Annotated in this window: 18 protein-coding genes; 15 read left to right on the forward strand and 3 right to left on the reverse strand. The window is 69.0% G+C overall.

Features of this window, described 5'->3' with window-relative positions:
* Complete coding sequence (locus tag ACIRPT_RS21250; RefSeq protein ID WP_403829197.1) at positions 1–1,269, reverse strand: helix-turn-helix domain-containing protein; 1,269 nt, start codon at positions 1,267–1,269, stop codon at positions 1–3.
* A 415-nt stretch (positions 1,270–1,684) separates the two neighbouring features.
* On the opposite strand from ACIRPT_RS21250, the gene ACIRPT_RS21255 reads away from it, so the two are divergent.
* The 6 genes from ACIRPT_RS21255 (at position 1,685) to ACIRPT_RS21280 (ending at position 4,554) form a co-directional block, all read left to right on the forward strand.
* The gene (locus ACIRPT_RS21255; protein ID WP_403829199.1) at positions 1,685–2,290 is read left to right on the forward strand and encodes a hypothetical protein; all 606 of its coding nucleotides are present in this window, start codon (positions 1,685–1,687) and stop codon (positions 2,288–2,290) included.
* Between the two features lie 125 nt (positions 2,291–2,415).
* Positions 2,416–2,853: an ATP-binding protein gene (locus ACIRPT_RS21260; protein WP_403829201.1), complete on the forward strand. Its 438-nt coding sequence runs from the start codon at positions 2,416–2,418 to the stop codon at positions 2,851–2,853.
* Positions 2,853–3,338 carry a hypothetical protein gene (locus tag ACIRPT_RS21265; RefSeq protein ID WP_403829204.1) on the forward strand — a complete coding sequence of 162 codons (486 nt, stop codon included), beginning with the start codon at positions 2,853–2,855 and terminating at the stop codon, positions 3,336–3,338. The genes ACIRPT_RS21260 and ACIRPT_RS21265 overlap by 1 nt, the downstream gene beginning before the upstream one ends.
* Positions 3,335–3,733: a hypothetical protein gene (locus ACIRPT_RS21270; RefSeq protein ID WP_403829207.1), complete on the forward strand. Its 399-nt coding sequence runs from the start codon at positions 3,335–3,337 to the stop codon at positions 3,731–3,733. Before ACIRPT_RS21265 ends, ACIRPT_RS21270 begins: the two co-directional genes overlap by 4 nt.
* 159 nt (positions 3,734–3,892) lie before the next feature.
* Positions 3,893–4,090: a DUF5999 family protein gene (locus tag ACIRPT_RS21275; RefSeq protein WP_403829209.1), complete on the forward strand. Its 198-nt coding sequence runs from the start codon at positions 3,893–3,895 to the stop codon at positions 4,088–4,090.
* Positions 4,090–4,554, forward strand: coding sequence for a LuxR C-terminal-related transcriptional regulator (locus ACIRPT_RS21280; RefSeq protein WP_403829211.1), 465 nt, complete (start codon positions 4,090–4,092; stop codon positions 4,552–4,554). Before ACIRPT_RS21275 ends, ACIRPT_RS21280 begins: the two co-directional genes overlap by 1 nt.
* An 8-nt stretch (positions 4,555–4,562) precedes the next feature.
* Here ACIRPT_RS21280 and ACIRPT_RS21285 read toward each other — a convergent pair whose 3' ends face one another.
* Positions 4,563–5,687 carry a helix-turn-helix domain-containing protein gene (locus ACIRPT_RS21285; RefSeq protein WP_403829214.1) on the reverse strand — a complete coding sequence of 375 codons (1,125 nt, stop codon included), beginning with the start codon at positions 5,685–5,687 and terminating at the stop codon, positions 4,563–4,565.
* Positions 5,688–5,741: 54 nt separating this feature from the next.
* Positions 5,742–6,161, reverse strand: a complete 420-nt coding sequence (locus ACIRPT_RS21290; RefSeq protein WP_403829216.1) for an NUDIX domain-containing protein — start codon at positions 6,159–6,161, stop codon at positions 5,742–5,744.
* Between the two features lie 168 nt (positions 6,162–6,329).
* Here ACIRPT_RS21290 and ACIRPT_RS21295 point away from each other — a divergent pair, with 168 nt between their 5' ends.
* The 9 genes from ACIRPT_RS21295 to ACIRPT_RS21335 all read left to right on the forward strand — a co-directional run bounded on the left by ACIRPT_RS21295 (position 6,330) and on the right by ACIRPT_RS21335 (position 16,745).
* Positions 6,330–7,121 carry a TauD/TfdA family dioxygenase gene (locus ACIRPT_RS21295; RefSeq protein WP_403829218.1) on the forward strand — a complete coding sequence of 264 codons (792 nt, stop codon included), beginning with the start codon at positions 6,330–6,332 and terminating at the stop codon, positions 7,119–7,121.
* Positions 7,118–7,561, forward strand: coding sequence for a DUF6415 family natural product biosynthesis protein (locus tag ACIRPT_RS21300; RefSeq protein ID WP_403829220.1), 444 nt, complete (start codon positions 7,118–7,120; stop codon positions 7,559–7,561). Before ACIRPT_RS21295 ends, ACIRPT_RS21300 begins: the two co-directional genes overlap by 4 nt.
* Complete coding sequence (locus ACIRPT_RS21305; protein ID WP_403829223.1) at positions 7,558–8,424, forward strand: SAM-dependent methyltransferase; 867 nt, start codon at positions 7,558–7,560, stop codon at positions 8,422–8,424. Before ACIRPT_RS21300 ends, ACIRPT_RS21305 begins: the two co-directional genes overlap by 4 nt.
* Before the next feature lie 339 nt (positions 8,425–8,763).
* A complete protein-coding gene (fxlM, locus tag ACIRPT_RS21310; protein ID WP_403829226.1) occupies positions 8,764–9,987 on the forward strand; it encodes a methyltransferase, FxLD system in 1,224 nt (407 codons plus the stop codon).
* Between the two features lie 57 nt (positions 9,988–10,044).
* Positions 10,045–10,251, forward strand: coding sequence for an FxLD family lanthipeptide (locus tag ACIRPT_RS21315; RefSeq protein WP_393126480.1), 207 nt, complete (start codon positions 10,045–10,047; stop codon positions 10,249–10,251).
* 86 nt (positions 10,252–10,337) lie between these two features.
* The gene (locus ACIRPT_RS21320) at positions 10,338–13,394 is read left to right on the forward strand and encodes a lantibiotic dehydratase (protein WP_403829229.1); all 3,057 of its coding nucleotides are present in this window, start codon (positions 10,338–10,340) and stop codon (positions 13,392–13,394) included.
* A complete protein-coding gene (locus ACIRPT_RS21325) occupies positions 13,391–14,614 on the forward strand; it encodes a lanthionine synthetase C family protein (protein ID WP_403829232.1) in 1,224 nt (407 codons plus the stop codon). The genes ACIRPT_RS21320 and ACIRPT_RS21325 overlap by 4 nt, the downstream gene beginning before the upstream one ends.
* Complete coding sequence (locus ACIRPT_RS21330; RefSeq protein ID WP_403829235.1) at positions 14,596–15,597, forward strand: thiopeptide-type bacteriocin biosynthesis protein; 1,002 nt, start codon at positions 14,596–14,598, stop codon at positions 15,595–15,597. Before ACIRPT_RS21325 ends, ACIRPT_RS21330 begins: the two co-directional genes overlap by 19 nt.
* On the forward strand, positions 15,594–16,745 hold the full coding sequence (locus tag ACIRPT_RS21335; protein WP_403829237.1) for a hypothetical protein: 1,152 nt from the start codon (positions 15,594–15,596) through the stop codon (positions 16,743–16,745). The genes ACIRPT_RS21330 and ACIRPT_RS21335 overlap by 4 nt, the downstream gene beginning before the upstream one ends.
* The last annotated feature ends 190 nt before the right edge of the window (positions 16,746–16,935 follow it).

A 16,935-nucleotide genomic window follows, 5' to 3' on the forward strand; every position in this document is an offset into this window, starting at 1 on the left:
CTACAGGTAGGCGGTGTGGAGCTGGTCGTCGAATTCGCGCACGATACTCGGCGGCCGGGGTGAGGAGTAGGCGCGGCGGAGGGCGCGGGCCCGTTCAGTGATCTTGCCGGAGCGGAGTCGCATCCCTTCCTGCAGAGCGCGTTGGGCGAGCGTGAAAGCAGTCTCGATTTCCTTGGTCGCGATGTATCCGGTCGCGACATCGAGGGTCAGCAGGGCTCGCTGTTTGTCGTGGCTGCTGCTCAACGCGGAGGCGATCTCCTGCTCGCCGATTCGGGTGTGGAGGGGCTGGCCCAGGCGCGCGGTGCAGGTGATGCGGCAGGCCGCGATCTTCCGCTCGTCGAACGCGAAGATCCACGGCCAGGCGACGGGGTCGGCGTCCGGGATACGTGCGGCGTTCTGTTCGCACGCCTTCATCGCGCGGTCGCAGGCGCGGTGTTGACCGCTGGTTGCATGGGCGACGGCCTCGATCGCGGAGAGCCAGGCGGAGGCGAGGGGTGAGAGGTTCGCCCCGAGCTGTTGCCGTGCGTGGGTGACGAGGCGCAACGCCTCGTGGGGGGTGCCGGTCTCGGCCTCGAAGGAGGCGAGGCTGCCGGTCTGGTAGGCGGTCAGGAGCGGGTTGCCCGAACTGCGGGCGGCCTTGATCGAGGACCCGTACAGGCGACGTGCGGAGCCGTGGTCGGCCATGTCCCACGCCAGCCATGCGGCGAACGAGGCGGCTTCCGACCCGACGGAGGCCATTCGGGATCGGTGCGCATCGTCAGGGGCGTCACCGGCGATGATCTGGACCAGACGCAGGTGGGACTTGACGGCCTCCGAGAGGTCTCGGGACGCGACGGTCGAGTCCAGGCGCCGGAACGAACTCGTGGCGATGCGCAGAGACGCTGCCTGGGAGTTGTCCCAAGCAGGTGTTGATGCGGCTGCTGTGCTGATGGGCTGAGCAGCGGTGGCGAGAGCTGCTGTGAGGAATTCACGCCGTTCCACAGGCGATGTCCTATTCGCTTGCTGGTTGGCGAGGCCGACCAGATCGAATGGGAGTCCAAGCTCTGTGGCGGCTTTCGCCAGTGTGTCCATGTTGTAGATGCCAGCGGCACCCTGGTTCTCCAGCCGCGAGACAGCAGCTTGTGAGAGACCAAGTGCTTCGCCGAGTTGCCCCTGCGTGATCCCACCGGCTATCTGCCTAGCTCGGCGGATCACGAATCCGAAGTCCCCTGCGCGTGCTGCGTCCTTGAGGTCCCCGAACGCAGACCAGTCGATGTCCTGTGCTCCCACGATAGGCAGGATGACACGCCAGTTGGGGCGCTGATATGCGCACAGCGAATATTCGGATTCGCTCGCCGAATGACGCATGGAGATCGCGTAGCGGAGGCGATTTCCTGGACCTCACGCCCACTCAGGAGCGCCTGCCACGAATCCCTCGGACGATCTTTGACCACCTTGACCACCCCCGACCCCTTGACCCCATGTCGATCTGCCCGGTTAAGCGGTTCGCTCTTCTAGCCAGCGTCACGACGAGCGGAGCACCCACATGAACGCCTCCACTGCCAGACCCAGCGGCCCGAGCGCTGGGCGCCCGACCAGCGCCGACCAGCGGCAGCGTCATCGTGTGGCCATAGACGGTGGCTTCAGCCGCCGCCCCGCGGTGAGCGGCTTAGCGATGCAGGCGCCTGCTGTGGGGAGGCCGTAGATGCCCCTCGCCCTCGCCGACACGTTGACCGAGTTCCTGGACAGAGCGGCGTACGTCTACATGTGGCCGCTGTACCCGCCGCCGGAGACGTGGGACCTCGAGCGTCCGAGGCCCCGCAAGGCGCCTGACTGGATGGACGCCGAGCAGCGGTCCGCCGAGCGATGGCACCCCGACCGGGTCCGCCTCACGCCGGACCAGCTCGTACTGCTCGGCGCCGAACGCCGCGAGGTCCTCAACCAGCGTCTGGCACAGCTCGAAGCCCACGGTCGGACCCCGCGCGTATGCCTGTACTGCCTCAACCCCGCCGGGCAGCAGTCGGCACGTTCGTTCGCCGCAGCCCGTGCGTACACCGACGGCAAGGGCTGGAGGGTCGGCGCCGACCGCTGCATCGCGGACCGACTCAGCAAGACCGACCCGATGCACCGCCCCGGCTGGCGCTGGGTGCTGCACCTGATCCGCGCCGGGCACGCCGACGGAGTCGTAGCGCTGACGCACGCGGACATCAGCCAGCACCTGGACGAGTACGAGCTCCAGCTCGACCGGGTCGGCCACCACGGCGGGTTCGTCGCGCTCGTGACGCCGGAGGCTGCGGGGAGGGAGCGATGAGGCCGCAGGCGGTGACCGTCCCGTTGGAAACCCGTCGAGGGGTCGACGAGACGAGTCGTGCCGAGCGACGCAAAGGCACCACATGCCGCACGCTCCCCCCGCACCACCCACTTGTGAGGCTCCCGATGACCCCCGCCACATCCGTCGCATCGGCCGCCCTCGCGAAGCCGCTGCCGCAGACCGCGGGGTTTTTCGAGGTGTCCTTCACCCCGGACAAGTCCCGCGTCCGCCACATGCGCACGATCACTACCGCCTTCCTGCGGAAGTGGGACGTCGGCGGTCCGCTGGCCGAGGACATCGTGCTCGCCGTCTCCGAGCTGGTTACCAACGCTATCCAGCACGGCTCTGGAGAGGTCGGGCTGCGCGTGCGCTACGCCGCTGGCGAGCTGCGCATCGAGGTCAGCGACGGGAATCCCCAGCCAGCCGAACTGCGATCCACCGATGATGACGACGAGTCCGGCCGTGGCATGTTCCTCGTCGCCTTCTTCTCGAAGGACTGGGGGGTCAGCGAGGACGGCACGACAACGTGGGTCGCGTTCCGCGCCCCCACGGGGAGGGCCTGATGGTCGCCGTCAGCGAGGCCACCGCCACCAGGGCGATCAGACGGCCGGTCACCGAGAATGACGCGGGGAAGCGCAGGCTTGTCCACATCCTTTCGCGATCCCTCGCAGACGAGGGGATCCCCGACGACTTGATCGCCACCCTTGACGAAACCCTGCGCGACCGACCCGGCGTCGCTGCCCCTGCCCGGAAGATGGACGGGTTCTTAGCCAGGCTCGGCCTGCCCGCCCCGCGGCAGCGGCCGCCGGAGGTCGCTCCGATGGCCCCCGAGGATGCGGCGCGGATCAGCGACCAGTTCCGCCGGGCCACGCGCCTGCTCCTGCAGGTCGCCCCGCACCGGGTCTCGTTCTACCCCGCTGAGGAGCTGCGCCTGCTGATCGCCCTGCGCAACGAACGGCCGGATCCAGGCGAAGCGTTGTCGTACCTGCGCCGATACGCCCTCGCGATCGTCGCTCTGCTCGACCTGATGGGAGACGACGAGGAATGACCACCCTGTTGGAGGCCATCAGCACCGCGGTGCACGGCGATGAGCGTCGGATGGTGCACGAGGATGCCCGTCAGGTCATCCTCGCGGCGCGCAAATGCCTGAATGGTGACAACGCCGGGCTCTATGCCAGCTTTCATGTATCCGCAGTGGAGGCGGTGATCGCCAATCTCCTGCCGGCCTGTATGGGGCGCACCAGGCAATGCTCGGTGGCTATGGCTGTGGTCGACCACGCCCGCGCCCTTCTCGACGGCACCCATGTGAGTCAGAGCTACCCAGCACAACGTCGGCTGCGCATCCTCTTTCACTCTGCGCACCGCCTGCTGGTGATCAGCCAGGCCACGCCTCGTCGTCGCCAGAGGTGGCGACGACACCTCAACTCCTCCCAGCGCCGGTGAACGGCCGGCAGCCGCGAGGAACCAGCCGGCACCCCCACCCCTCGGTGCCCGGCGCTGCTGGCCGGCCCGCCACTACCTGCCCTGAAGCGGGTCGGCCGGTAGCGACAACCCGCACACACCCCCGACGGCGTAACCACACCCCCGATTCCGGAGTTATACATGTGCCAGCACCAGCCCCCGTGCCCGCCGCCCGACGCTTCCGATCGGGAGGCCGCGCACCCGGTGGCCCACCACCCGGAGCAGGGTTGGAGCCTGCTGTGCAACGGCGTCCTGCTCTTCGAAGACACCGGTGAACTGCTGCCTGACGGACAGGTCATCGGCCCGGTGATGCGCCGCGCGCAGGGGGCAGCAGCCTGATGACCACGACCGTAGCGAAGGTCATCCTCGCGCCCAGGGAACGGCAGGTCCTCGAGGGCCTGGCCGACGGCAGCATGCTCGCCGCGGTCGCGCTGCGCCTCACGATCCGGGAGGGCACAGCGGCGGGCTACCTCAAGTTCGCCAAGCGGAAGTTGTACGGCGTGAGCGAGACGGCTGCCGCACTCGCAGTCGCCTACGCCACCAAGGCCATCGACCGGCCGAAGCTGCTGGATCCCGAGTCGCTGTACCTGGCCCGCGAACAACGTGAACTCGTACCCCTCATCGCACGGGAGATGACGGCCGCGCAGATGGCCACAGCTCTGAAGCGGGAAGTCGACATCGTCCGCCGGGACGGGCGCGAGTTGTTGGCGAACCTGCGCGCTCGGAACCGTGCTCACGCCATCACGCAGGCATGGCAGTACCAAATCCTCACCGCTGACCAGGTGATCAAATGGCTGCGCTGACCCCGATGCTAGGCCGCCATTTCCTGCCGCATCCGATCGAGCGCCTGAACCGCCTGGCCGCGCACGTCGGGAAGCCGGTTACCGGCGGTCCGCACGATCCGCTGCAACTGGTGCGGGAGTCGCTGAACTACTGCCTCAGTCATAGCGGCACTCAGCGATTCGGTGGCCCCTCCCCGGTCGTCCGCAAGGAGCCGAACGTGGGCGACAGTGATCAGTTCAATCACTCGCCATTGCGGTGCGACGGTCGTCGTCAAGCCAGGGCCGTGGTCTACCAGCCGTATGGCGACACCTGCACGCCCCGTGCTCACGAGCCCGCGCAGGCGGATCTCGTGCAGCGCATAGGGGTTGAAGAGCGAAGTGTGCCCTGTGCTTCCGATCAGATCGTCGGCTTCTTGCATGACGCCGTCGAAGAGCTGGGCATCGCCGAGTTCGCCTGCGGCTCGCGCGTACAGCGGCAGTACTGCCGCACGGGTCTCGCGGTCCGGCGCCAGGGCCGCTGCGTGGCGCAGCCGGTCCACCGCGGCGCCCCGGATGCGGGCCTTGCGCAGTTCGTTTCCGTGCATCCGCAGGGCGTAGCTGCTGAAGGCGGGATCCTTGAAGTGGGCTGCGATTTCCAGGCTCTTGGCGGTCCAGTGGGCGGCGGTGGCCAGTCGCTCCTCGGGAAGAACGTTTCCGAGCGCGACGCCGAGGCCGATCCGGGCGTGGGCGAGCAGACGCAGGACCTCGCGTTCGCTGTGCCCGTCTTCGAGGCGCGCTTCGAGACGGGCAACCAGGGGCCACAGTTCGGCGACGGCTTCGGAGGCGTGGCCGCTCTGGCGGGCGATCTCGGCGAGGCGGACCGTGGACTGTCCGAACTGGACCATCGCCCGGTGATCGGTGTCAGCCGGATCGGTGACGCCCAGGATGTGAGGAGGCAGTCGCAGCTGCTCGGCGACGTGGCGCAGGGAGCCCACGTCACCCAGGGTCTTCTTTCGGAGTTCCAGGGCCGAGATGTAGGTCTTGTCGTATCCGAGAACGTTTCCCAGTTCGGTCTGGTTCAGGCCGTGAACGGTTCGGTGGAAGCGAAGAATCGCGCCGAGATCGCCGCTGCTCAGGATGGTGCGGGCCTGCGGAGTGGCCCAGTGCCACACCACGTGTCGAGCCGAGGGACGGGGCACTGGCAGACGTTCGGGGGCGGCCACGGCTTGTTACATCCGCCCGTACCAGGTGGCGATGGACTGCTTGTAGCCCTCGGGCATGGTGAGTCCCGGGACCTCGGCCGCGGTGAACAGACCGATCTGCTGGTGCTCGTGGCTGAGCACCGGGTCCACTTCCGGAGTGAGGACCGTGCAGCCGTAGGTGACAATCACGACGCGTCGTTCTGGACGGGTCTGCGGAAGCGGCTGGTAGATCCAGATGTCCAGCAGCGGCCCCGCCTTGACCATCCAGCCGGACTCTTCCTGCAGTTCGCGCTCGACCGTGCACTCGGGGCTGATGTCTGCTGCCTCCAGCCGGCCACCGGGCAGCTCCCACTCCTCCCGTTCGTTCTTCAGCAGCAGCACCCGGCCGCGCGCGTCCAGGGCGACACCTTTGACGGAAACGGGCCAGGTGGGGGGCGTGTACGTCATGAGTTTCCTCGCAGTGCGGGGCAGTGCCGGAGTGTTCGGACCGTAGCACGGGGCATTCAACGCTCCCTGTTCTTGGGTGATTTGCCGGAGTCGACAATCTGTCGCTTTACCTTCCGGGCCTCCGATCTCGACAGTGAAACCCGTGACCGCCGACGAAGGAGTCCGACGATGCGCCCCGGTGATCTGTTTGCAGCGCACTTCCTCGATCACAAAACCCCGGGCGCGCCGGCCCGGATCGCCGAGCAACTGCGTCAGAGCGGCCTGGTCACTCTGGACGGACTCGCCACACGCGACGCCGTACTGGCCTTCGTCTCCCACATCATGACCATTTCACCGCACCGTGACAGTGACCCCGACGGGCTGACCACCATCCGCGACACCCCGCGCCACGCAGGCCGGCCCGGGTTCGCTGGACTCGGCAACGGGCAGCTCGCCCCGCATACAGAGCGGGCCAGTCTTCCCCGCCCTCCCCGCCTGATGCTGCTGGTCTGTTCCCAGCCCGCCGACCGGGGAGGCGAGTGCTTGCTCACTGACGGACGCCGCGTGCACGCGGACCTGCTGCACCACGGAGGCGGCGAAGCCGCTGACGCCCTGTCCCGGCCACGGACGGCATACTTCGGCGCCGGAGACGGTCACGCATCCCAGGTGCTGACCTCTCACCGCGACGGGCGCGTGTCCATCAGGCTGCGATTCGACGCCCTCGCCCGATGGAGCCCGATCGTCCAACCGCACCTGCCCGACCTCCAGGCCGCGGCTCATGGACACCAGCAGTCCCTTCGCCTGAGCCCAGGCCAGGGGTACCTCCTCGACAACGAGCGATGGCTGCACGCCCGTACAGCATTTGTCGGTGACCGCGTGCACTGGCGGGCCCTGGGAGACCCGCGCTTCGACCTCGATCACGGCTTCGCACCTGCCTTGGACGCACCCCAGCCGACCGCGAGCGTGGAGGCCATGTCATGAGCGTGACGCTGTCGGGGACCCCGAGGAATGCCGTGGTGACGCATAAACCAGGTGATCACATGACTGGCCTGACTCCTGTGTCCCCCCACAAGGCCGAGTTGCTGCCGCTCGTCGAGACGGTCCTCAGCTGGGACTTGAACCGCGGAAGCTTGCCGGAGGTCGACGTCAGCCTGGACCTGGTGAAGGCGTTTACCGCCTATGGGCGAGTCCTCGAAGGCGATCTCGCCGCTGTGTGCCGCCGGTTGCCGGCCGACTCGGATCTCCGCCGCGGGACACAGGCGACGCTCAGCGAAGCCGCCCGGCGTCTCTACATGCCGCCCCCTGTCGGTTCGGAGCGTGGAGCCGCCCAGCGAGCGCAGAACCTCGCTCGCCTGATCCAAGCCCTGCTCCGTGGCACCGGCAGCGCCGCCCCCGCCCCAACCGACGAGGCCACCGAATGAACGCGAAGCAAGAGACGCCTCGGCGCACCGGCCTGCCCGAGGGCTGGTCCCGCCGTCCCACGGTGGCGCGGATCGATAATTTTCTGACGGGCGGATGCGACAACTACTTCCCGGACCGGCATTTGGCCGGACTTCTCATGAAGTCGGCCCCGTGGCTGCCGAGCATGGTGAAGATCAACCAGCGGCACCGGCCTCACGCCGTCACCACCCTCGCGCGTGATCTCGGGATCGCCCAGTTCCTGGACCTGGGGTGCGGACTGCCGTCCGGCTGGGACAAGAAGCGCCAGTGCCACGATCCGGCCCTGACGTACGAGGCCGCGCGCAGTGTCCACGAGGGCGCCCGCGTGGTCTACGTGGACAACGACCTGATGGTGTGCGCGCACGCCAACTTTTCTATGGCGGAGGACTTGTCCACCGCTGCGGTCCATGGGGACATCCGCAAGATCGACGACCTGCTCGACGCCCCCAGCATTCGAGACTTCGACCGCAGCCAGCCGATCGCCGTCTTGGCCCATGACCTGCTGCCGTGGGTCAGCGACGAGGAGGCGGAAGCAGCAATGGCGGCGGTGCGGGAGTGGCTTCCGGCCGGCAGCGCTATCTCCGTAACCCACGCCACCACCGACATGGCGCCGGAGCAGATGAAGGGCCTCGTCGACCACTACGCCGAGGCCGGCATCGTGTACCGGCCGCGCCCACTGGAGCAGATCCAGGCGTTCCTGGGCCCGTGGTCTGCCTTGCCGCCAGGTGTCGTCCCGACCGCCCAGTGGCGCGCCGGGCACAGGAACGTCCACCGGATGCCGTCCGCTGCGCACTCGTTCGCCTACGCCGCCGTCATCACCGAGGCCCTGTCCGCGGGCCCGTGACCACAGACCGCCCGCCCGCCGTCGGTGCGTGACGGTCCGATTGGTGGTCGGGTGCAGCACCCGGCAGCCGGACCCGCAACAGGGCTCGGTGCCGGACGAGACGTGTGGGGAGGAGCCCCGTGGGGCTTCTCCCCACACAAACCGGCCCGCGAGAGGAAGAGAGAACAGCGGTGACGAGCCACTGGACTGCGTTTCAGCCGAACTCCGAGGACCGCACCGCCCCGCGGCGCGTAGCCGCGTTAGAGGTGCGGTGCCCTGGCTAGCGTCATAGTCGATCGACAGGCCAACGCGCCTTCATTTCCGAGCAGTTGTGCGAAAGATCCAGAAGGAAACCCCTTAATGACCGATGTGACCGTGGACCCCGACAAGGCCACGCAGCTCCGCAACCAGGTCGTCGACCAGCTCAAGGAGGACGGCACGATCGTGTCGCCCGGCGTCGAGGCCGCCATGCGCAAGGTGCCCCGGCATCTGGCCGTACCGGATGCGTCGCTCGACGACGCATACAGCACCTACAACGCCGTGATCACGCAGGAGGACGAGCACGGCAATCACACCAGCTCGGTGTCCGCTCCACAGATCCAGGCGATGCAGCTGGAGCAGGCCGGCATCCGACCGGGCGACAACGTGCTGGAGATCGGCACCAACGGGCCGAACGCCGCGTACCTCTCGGAGTTGGTCGGGCCCACTGGTCAGGTCACCACCGTCGACATCGACCCCGAGCCCGCCGACCGGGCCAGGCGGTTCCTCAGCGAGACCGGCTACACCAACGTCAACGTAGTGGTCGCCGACGCGGAGGACGGTGTCGCCAAGTCTGCGCCCTACGACGCGATCGTGGTGACGCTCGGCGCCTGGGACATCCCGCCCGCCTGGATCGACCAGCTCAAGGACGACGGCCGACTCGTCGTGCCGCTCCGCATCAACGGCCTGACCCGCACCTACGGGTTCATCCGGCAGGATGACCACCTCCTCGCCACCAGCGCCCACGTGTGCGGTTTCGTAGCGGCGCAAGGCACTGGTAGCCACACACAGCAGGTCATGCAGCTCCCCGGAGAGGAGGGCGTCACGCTGCGGTTCGACGAGGGCGGGCCGGCCAACCCCTCCCTTCTGGACGGCGTCCTGAACAGCGCCCGCGCCGAGACGTGGACCGGGGTGACCGTCGCCAGCCAGGAGCCCATCGGCACCCTCCAGATGTACCTGTCCACACAGGTCCCGACGTTCTGCTTCATGTCCACCAACCCCGAGTTGGCCACCGGCAAGATCGGCCCCACGGGCAACAGCTGGTCCATGGTCGCCATCGACGGGCCGCACTTCGCCTACACGGTCGTGCGCCGCGACACCGAGAAGAAGACCGCAGAGTACGGCGTCCACGCTTTCGGGCCCGACGCAACCGAGTTCGCTGAGCGAATCGCCGACATCTTCCGCACCTGGGGCAAAAGGCTCCGCGGCGCTGACGGCCCGCGCATCGCCGTCTACCCGGCGGGCACGCCCGATGACCGGATCACCGGCGACCGGATCATCGACAAGAGGCACAGCCGGATTTCTATCTCCTGGCCGACCGTCTGAACCGCGGACTGGGCCAGGGCGTTCTGCACCATCCCATCGGACAAAGAGAGTGATCGCATGACCACTGCCACACTCAGCAACGTCACCGCGCCGACCGTGCTGCCGGTCGACGGCCTCGCCGACGACGACTTCGAGCTGGACATCCGGGTCGTCATCTCCGAGAGCCCCCTCACCGTCTTCATGTGCCCCACCAGCGACGGCTGCGGCAACACCTGCGCGAACGGGGCCAGCGCCTGCCAGTCCTCCATCGAGGACGCCGCCTGACGCGCGGCGTCCGCCGGGGCGGCAGCCGATCGCCGCTGCCGCCCCGGCACCACCTGTCCGCGCACCCACAACGAGAAGGGGAACCGGTGGCTCACGGATCGCCCATCACCTATCAGTGGCAGCCCGGCATGCTGCTGCGCGCCTCCACCGCCTCCTGCCCGATACCCGTGCCGGACCTTGACCTGTCCGACGGCTGCGACACTCCCGCTCGGGGCCAGCAGTGGCTGGCCGAGGTGTGGCGCGATCCGGTTCCCGATGCGCTGTCCGCCGCCAGCCCCGCGCTGTGCCAGCGCGTCGCCGAGATCCTGAACGGCACCGTGACCGATGCCCGCCGCATCCGGCGGGCCGTCCGGTCCGTGGCGGCCTATCTCCTGCGGTGGAACCACCGGCCCACGCCGTTCGGGGTTTTCGCCGGCGTCGCCCCTGCTCAGTCGGCTCAAGCCGCCGACGTGCGGTGGGGAGACGGGTACCGGACGATGCTACGGCCCGATGCCGACTGGCTGACGGACGTCATCACCCGGCTGGAAAGCAGCCCCGATCTCCTGACCAGGCTGGCGGTCGTCGCCAACAACACCGGTCGCTCCCGCGGCAACCGGCACGTGGTGGAGGGGATGCCGACCGACGCGCACACCCCCGGCTACGCACCCATCGAGCTGTCGGTGCGCCTCACCCGGCCGGTGGCCGCCGTGCTGGAAGCAGCCCGCACCCCGATCCCGTACGACCTGCTGATGCATCAGCTGGCCGACCGGTTCCCCAGCGCGCGCCCCGAACAACTCACCGGCCTGATCGCCGACCTATTGAGCAAGCACATCCTGATCAGCAGTCTGTGGCCCCCGATGACGTCGATCGACACTCTTGGCCACGTGTGCGACGAGCTGGAGAAAGCAGACGCCGCCAACATCCCCGACCTCGCCGCGCTGACCTCCCAACTCGCCGCAATCCAAGGCGTTTTGAATCACCCGGACACTGCGGCCCCCTGGTCACCCGGTGGCCAGCTGGCGCAGAGCATTCAGCGCGTGAGCGCCACCGGCCGCGTCCCGCTGCTGGTCGATGCTGCGCTGGACTGCACCCCCCACATCCCCGAAGCCCTGCTGAACCAAGCCGCCGAGGCCGCCGGGGTCATGCACCAGCTGTCGCCCCATCCGTACGGGTATCCGCAATGGCGCGACTACCACCAGCGGTTCCTCGACCGGTACGGCACCGAAGCCGTCGTGCCGGTACTGGACCTGATCGCCGACAGCGGCCTCGGCCTGCCCGCCGGCTTCCTGGGCTCCGAGCGCGCCCGGCCGCCGCACCAGGTCACCGACCGGGACGAGAAGATCCTGCGCCTGCTCCAGGAGGCCATGCTCGACGCGAAGGGTGAGCTGGTCCTCACCCGAGCAAACATCGCCGACCTGACCGCCAGCCACACCGAGCCGCTGCTGCCCCTGCCCCGGGCCGAGATCGCCGTGGAGATCCACGCCCCGTCCCTCAAGGCCGTGCAGAGCGGCGACTACCGGCTGCTGGTCACCGGGGCTCCCCGCCCCGGCAGCAGCATGCTCGGCCGGTTCGCACACCTGCTGCCGGCGTCCGCACAGACCGCACTCACCGACTCCTACTCGACCGCGGACCCCGGTGCGATCGCAGCCCAGCTGTCGTTCACCCCTCGGCGTCGCCGCAACGAGAACATCTCCCGCACCGCGCAGGTGCTGCCGTTCACCATCCCCCTGGGCCAGCACCACGAGTCCGGCCCCGGCGTGATCCCGCTCGACGACCTGGCGGTGACCGCCGACGCCCGCAGGTTCTACCTGGTCCGCATATCGACCGGCCAGCGCGTCGAGCCCCGCGTCACCCACGCGTTGGAAGCGTCCGTCCACACGCCGCCGCTCGCCCGGTTCCTCGCGGAGGTCACCACCGCCCGCAGCCCCGCCTACAGGGCGTTCACCTTCGGCGTCGCCGCCACCCTGCCCTACCTGCCACGCGTGCGGTACAAACGGACGATCCTCGCGCCCGCCCGCTGGTTGCTGTCCGCCGAGGAACTGCCCGCCCGATCCGCCCCCATGGCCGACTGGGACAAGGCACTGGACCGGTGGCGCGAACGGCTCCGCGTCCCCGACCACATTGCCCTGGTCGAAAACGACCAGCAGCTGCCCATCGACCTAGACCAGCACATTCACCGGGCACTGCTGCGCGCCGGCGTGGAACGCCACGGCATTGTCGAACTACGCGAAAGCACCACTGCGCAAGACTGGGCATGGATCGGCCGCCCCCACCAGCTCCTGATCCCTCTGGCGAGCACCGTCCCCACCACCACGGTCCCGCTCCCGTCGGAGGCCGCTGCCGCCGGCCTCGGGACGCCCAGCCAGTCCACCGTCCTGCATGCCCGCCTCTTCGCACACCCCAAGCGGTACGACGAGATCCTGACCAGCCACCTGCCCGATCTGCTCGGCCAATTCGACAACGCGCCGCGCTGGTGGTTCCGGCGTCACCGCGACACCACCCGCCCGGAATCCGAGCAGCACCTGGGCCTGTACGTGCACATCTCCGGTCCGAACGCCATGGGACCGGCCGCTGAGCTTGTCAACACCTGGGCGGACGCTCTCAACGCCCAGCGCCTGGCGTCTCGCATGGAGTTGACGACCTACCTGCCGCAATCTGGCACGTATGGGCACGGCCCCGCTCTGGACGCCGCGCACCTGGTGTTCGCCGCGGACTCTGCCGCCAGCGTGGCGCAGATCCGTGCCGTCGCGGATGACGCCGCCGCCGGGCAGGCCCTGACCGCTGCGAGCATGTTCGACCTGACGGTGAAGTTCATAGGCGACGCGGACCAGGCGGCCGACTGGCTGACCCGTACCCTGCCCCAGCAACACGGCCCCCTCTCTCGGGACCGAACCGCGCTGGCCCTGGCACTGGCCGACCCCGAGCACACCGCCCTCCTGTCCCTGCCCGGCGGCACCAATGTCGCCGCTGCCTGGCAGCAGCGCGCTGCCGCCCTGACCGCCTACCGGGAGCAGCTGGCCACCCAACGAGACCCCGACAGCGTGCTGCGGTCGCTGCTCCACCAGCACTACATCCGGGCGCTGCCCGTCGACCCCGATCACGAAGGTGCCACCGGCCGGCTCGCCCGCGCCTGCGCCCTGCGTCACCGGGAGCGGCAGCCATGACCACCACAGCCAGCCCGGCCCTGCTGGCGGACGCCTTCGCCCGCCACCTGGCTATCCCCGCCCCACCGCCGGAAGACCAGCCCTGGGCGGCGCAGGCCCTGGCCGCAGGTGCCACCGGAACCGCGCTCCTCCACATCGAGCGCGCCCGTACCGGACACGGCACCTGGCAGCAGGCACACCCCTGGATCAAGACCGCCGTCGCCACCGACATCAGCGCCGCCGACACCAGCGGCCTGTACCTAGGGGCGCCCGCCGTCGCCTTCATGCTCAACTGCGCCGTTACCCCCGACGTGCCCCGGTACCAGGAGGCGCTGACAGCCGTGGACCGGCACGTCACCGAACTCGCCCACCGGAGAGCCGACGCGGCCCAGGCCCGCATGCGCAGCGGGCGTCCAGCCAGCTTCCACGAGTACGACATCTTCTACGGGCTGACGGGTATCGGCGCGTACCTGCTGCGCAGGTCCCCTACTGGTTCCGCGATGGCACGCGTCCTGGCCTACCTCGTCCGGCTGGCCCTCCCCATTCGACACGGCGACCATGGCGCTTTGCCCGGCTGGTGGGTCGGCCACCAGCCCGACCTCACCCCGTCCACCGTCTCCGCCGGGCACGCCAACTTCGGTACGGCCCACGGCATCGCTGGCCCGCTGCTGCTCCTTGCCCGCGCCCTGCGCCAAGGCGTGACCGTCGACGGCCACGAAGACGCCATCGACACCATCCTCCACTGGCTCGATACGTGGCGGCAGGACCAGCCCGCCGGACCCTGGTGGCCCGAACACCTCCACCTCGGCGAACTAAGCGCCGGCGTTCCCGCCCAGCGCGGCCCGGCTCGACCCAGCTGGTGCTACGGCACCCCCGGCATAGCCCGCGCCGGACAGCTCGCCGCCTTAGCCCGCCGCGACCCGGTACGTCAGCACCTGTACGAGGAGGCCATGGCCCGCTGCTTGGCCGACCCCGACCAGCTATCCAAGATCGCCGACACCGGCTTGTGCCACGGCTGGGCGGGCGTCTACCAGACCGCTTTTCGTTCGGCACACGATGCCGCCACCCCGGCCTTGCGCGCCGCCCTGCCCGACTTAGCCGCCGCCCTGACCCGGCACGCCCACCCCGGCCCCGACCCCGGCCTCCTACAAGGCGACGCGGGTACCGCTCTCGCCCTGACCACCGCAGCCCACGACGCAGCGCCGACCTCGGGATGGGACGCATGTCTACTGATCGACTGAACCAACCCGCACCGCTTGAAGCAGTCCTGCCCGCGGTGCTGGAGGTCCTGGCTGGCGCCAGCACGGACACCGCCGCAGCCCACGCCGGGCTCGAACCCGCCGACCTGAACGCCGCGGTCGCCGTCTACCAGCAGGCCGGGCAGCACGCCCTCGCCCAGCAGACGGGGCCCCCGGCGTGGCGTCAGCTGTACGTCCAATTCACCGACTGGGACAAAGCCGAGCAGACCGCCGCCGACCACATCGCCCCCGCCCTGGAGCTGGCCCAACAGGACAGACTGATCACGGGCTGGTGGTTCATACGCAAGCACCCGTGCTGGCGGCTGCGACTGCTCCCAGCCCCCGGGACACAGCTCCCCCCGGCACTGGCCGACACGCTGGACAACCTCACCGCCGACGGGCGAGTCCACCGCTGGTGGCCCGGCATCTACGAACCCGAAGCCGCGGCTTTCGGCGGCGACACCAGCATGAACATCGCCCATGCCCTGTTCCACGCCGACAGCCGCGCCGTCCTCACCACGGCCCATGGCGAGCTGGGCCGCCGGGAGTTGTCGCTCCTGCTGTGCGCCACCCTGATGCGCGCCGCCGGTCTGGAGTGGTACGAACAGGGCGACGTCTGGCACCGCGTCGCCAGGGAACGGCCCCTGCCCGCAGACGTATCGGCCGCCAAAGTCGACGCGATGGCTGGGAGCCTGCGGCAGTTGCTCCTCGCCGACACCAGCCCCACTGGCCCAATGCTCCAGTCGGACCGCACGCTCAAGCCTGCCGCCGACTGGGTCCGCGCGTTTCGGCACGCGGGAAGGGGCCTTGGCGCAGCTGCCCAGGAAGGAGCCCTCGACCGCGGCCTGCGCGAGGTCGTCTCCTACCACGTGATCTTCCACTGGAACCGGATCGGCCTGCCCGCCCGCACCCAGAGCATTCTCGCTCACGCGGCACGTGGCGCGATCCTGCACCCTGTTGATTCGATGGAAAGGCCGATGCCGTGACCGCGCCACACCCGACGGCAAAGCTCCACCGGCTCGTCAGGCGGTTCCCGCTGGTCAGTCGGTCCCACCTCGTCTACCCCAGCTTCGCTGCCAGGGTCGAAGAGGTACACACCTGTGCGGAGAAGTCGACGCAGGACGGGCTACTCCTCGACCGGATCAACCTCGCGTGCGCGACCTGGAACCTGTCCGCACTGATCGCCTCTGACTGTGGCCTGACCGACCTGGCGACGGACCTGTGCCTGCGTCAGCTTCGCCTCTTCCAGGAGGCGTGGCCCGTCACCGGGGACACTGCCATCGCCTGCCTCCAGCCGGTCGTCAACCTCGTACGCCTGACCGCCCGAGCGGGACACCCGCATGTCGCCTATCAGCAGCTGATGAGCGTGCACCGCGCCGTACATGACGGCGGCACCGTGCACCTCCACGGCCATCCCATCGACTTCACGGGCTTCACCACCGACGCGACCTTGGACCACATCCAACCCTGGCTGCACGCCCTCCTGCTCGAAGACGGAACCCGGCTCCTTGTCGCCGCCGGCCAATGGCCCCAAGCGGCGGAACACGCGACCGCCTATGACAAGGCGCCCGAGCGGCTGCACGACAGCAGGCAAGCGCACGTCATGGCAAGCCTGCACACCGCTGGCCCGGACACAGCCACCTCTCTGATCGACAAGGCCACGATCGCCGAACCTTGGGAGAACGCCGTCGCACAAATCCTCCGCCACTACGCCGACCACCTTGCGGGCCGTGCCACGGCAGAAGGGTTCACCGCTGTGGAGCGCGCCGTGCGAGAGGCCCTGGAGCCGGCCCCGCCGCACCTACGCATGTTCAGGGTGAGGCTGGTCCTGGCGGCGATCGACCTGGCATCAGAGGGCTGCGTAGCCCAGGCACAATCCCTGCGCAACGCGATCGTCAGCGATACCACGCAGGCAGGCGACGCGTACGCTGCGCGCGAGATCCTGCGTCACCCCGGCCTTTCGGCCAGCGAGCAGTCACACCGTGAGCTGGAAGCCATCGTCCGCGACGGCCGCCTCGGTCAGGGGGCCCTCCCGGAGTCAGTGCTGTCCACGATGATGCAGGCCGTCAGCACAGCGGAAGCGAGCCTCGCTCACTGCCTCGCCAACCAAGGTGCGACGTCGCAAGTTGAATGATCTCGCTCGCGGGCGGCCGTCCCGCCATCATCACGAGCCGAGCACCCACCGAGAACCTCATTCGTCACCGGCGTTACGGACGCCGGCGATTCGGCCAAGATCGCGTAACGGCCAGGTGCGGTGAGACACGGGTGCGCGCAAAGCGAGTCGCGTAACCACGGGGCGACGGCCCGACCGAAACACGTGTGTT

This window comes from Streptomyces sp. NPDC101227, assembly GCF_044767545.1.
Lineage (GTDB): Bacteria > Actinomycetota > Actinomycetes > Streptomycetales > Streptomycetaceae > Streptomyces.

Bases quoted from the DNA above. Each gene is read 5' to 3' on its own strand.
- ACIRPT_RS21255 (WP_403829199.1), top strand. From the start codon at position 1,685: ATGCCCCTCGCCCTCGCCGACACGTTGACCGAGTTCCTGGACAGAGCG.
- ACIRPT_RS21260 (WP_403829201.1), top strand. From the start codon at position 2,416: ATGACCCCCGCCACATCCGTCGCATCGGCCGCCCTCGCGAAGCCGCTG.
- ACIRPT_RS21265 (WP_403829204.1), top strand. From the start codon at position 2,853: ATGGTCGCCGTCAGCGAGGCCACCGCCACCAGGGCGATCAGACGGCCG.
- ACIRPT_RS21270 (WP_403829207.1), top strand. From the start codon at position 3,335: ATGACCACCCTGTTGGAGGCCATCAGCACCGCGGTGCACGGCGATGAG.
- ACIRPT_RS21275 (WP_403829209.1), top strand. From the start codon at position 3,893: ATGTGCCAGCACCAGCCCCCGTGCCCGCCGCCCGACGCTTCCGATCGG.
- ACIRPT_RS21280 (WP_403829211.1), top strand. From the start codon at position 4,090: ATGACCACGACCGTAGCGAAGGTCATCCTCGCGCCCAGGGAACGGCAG.
- ACIRPT_RS21290 (WP_403829216.1), bottom strand. From the start codon at position 6,161: ATGACGTACACGCCCCCCACCTGGCCCGTTTCCGTCAAAGGTGTCGCC.
- ACIRPT_RS21295 (WP_403829218.1), top strand. From the start codon at position 6,330: ATGCGCCCCGGTGATCTGTTTGCAGCGCACTTCCTCGATCACAAAACC.
- ACIRPT_RS21300 (WP_403829220.1), top strand. From the start codon at position 7,118: ATGAGCGTGACGCTGTCGGGGACCCCGAGGAATGCCGTGGTGACGCAT.
- ACIRPT_RS21305 (WP_403829223.1), top strand. From the start codon at position 7,558: ATGAACGCGAAGCAAGAGACGCCTCGGCGCACCGGCCTGCCCGAGGGC.
- fxlM (WP_403829226.1), top strand. From the start codon at position 8,764: ATGACCGATGTGACCGTGGACCCCGACAAGGCCACGCAGCTCCGCAAC.
- ACIRPT_RS21315 (WP_393126480.1), top strand. From the start codon at position 10,045: ATGACCACTGCCACACTCAGCAACGTCACCGCGCCGACCGTGCTGCCG.
- ACIRPT_RS21325 (WP_403829232.1), top strand. From the start codon at position 13,391: ATGACCACCACAGCCAGCCCGGCCCTGCTGGCGGACGCCTTCGCCCGC.
- ACIRPT_RS21330 (WP_403829235.1), top strand. From the start codon at position 14,596: ATGTCTACTGATCGACTGAACCAACCCGCACCGCTTGAAGCAGTCCTG.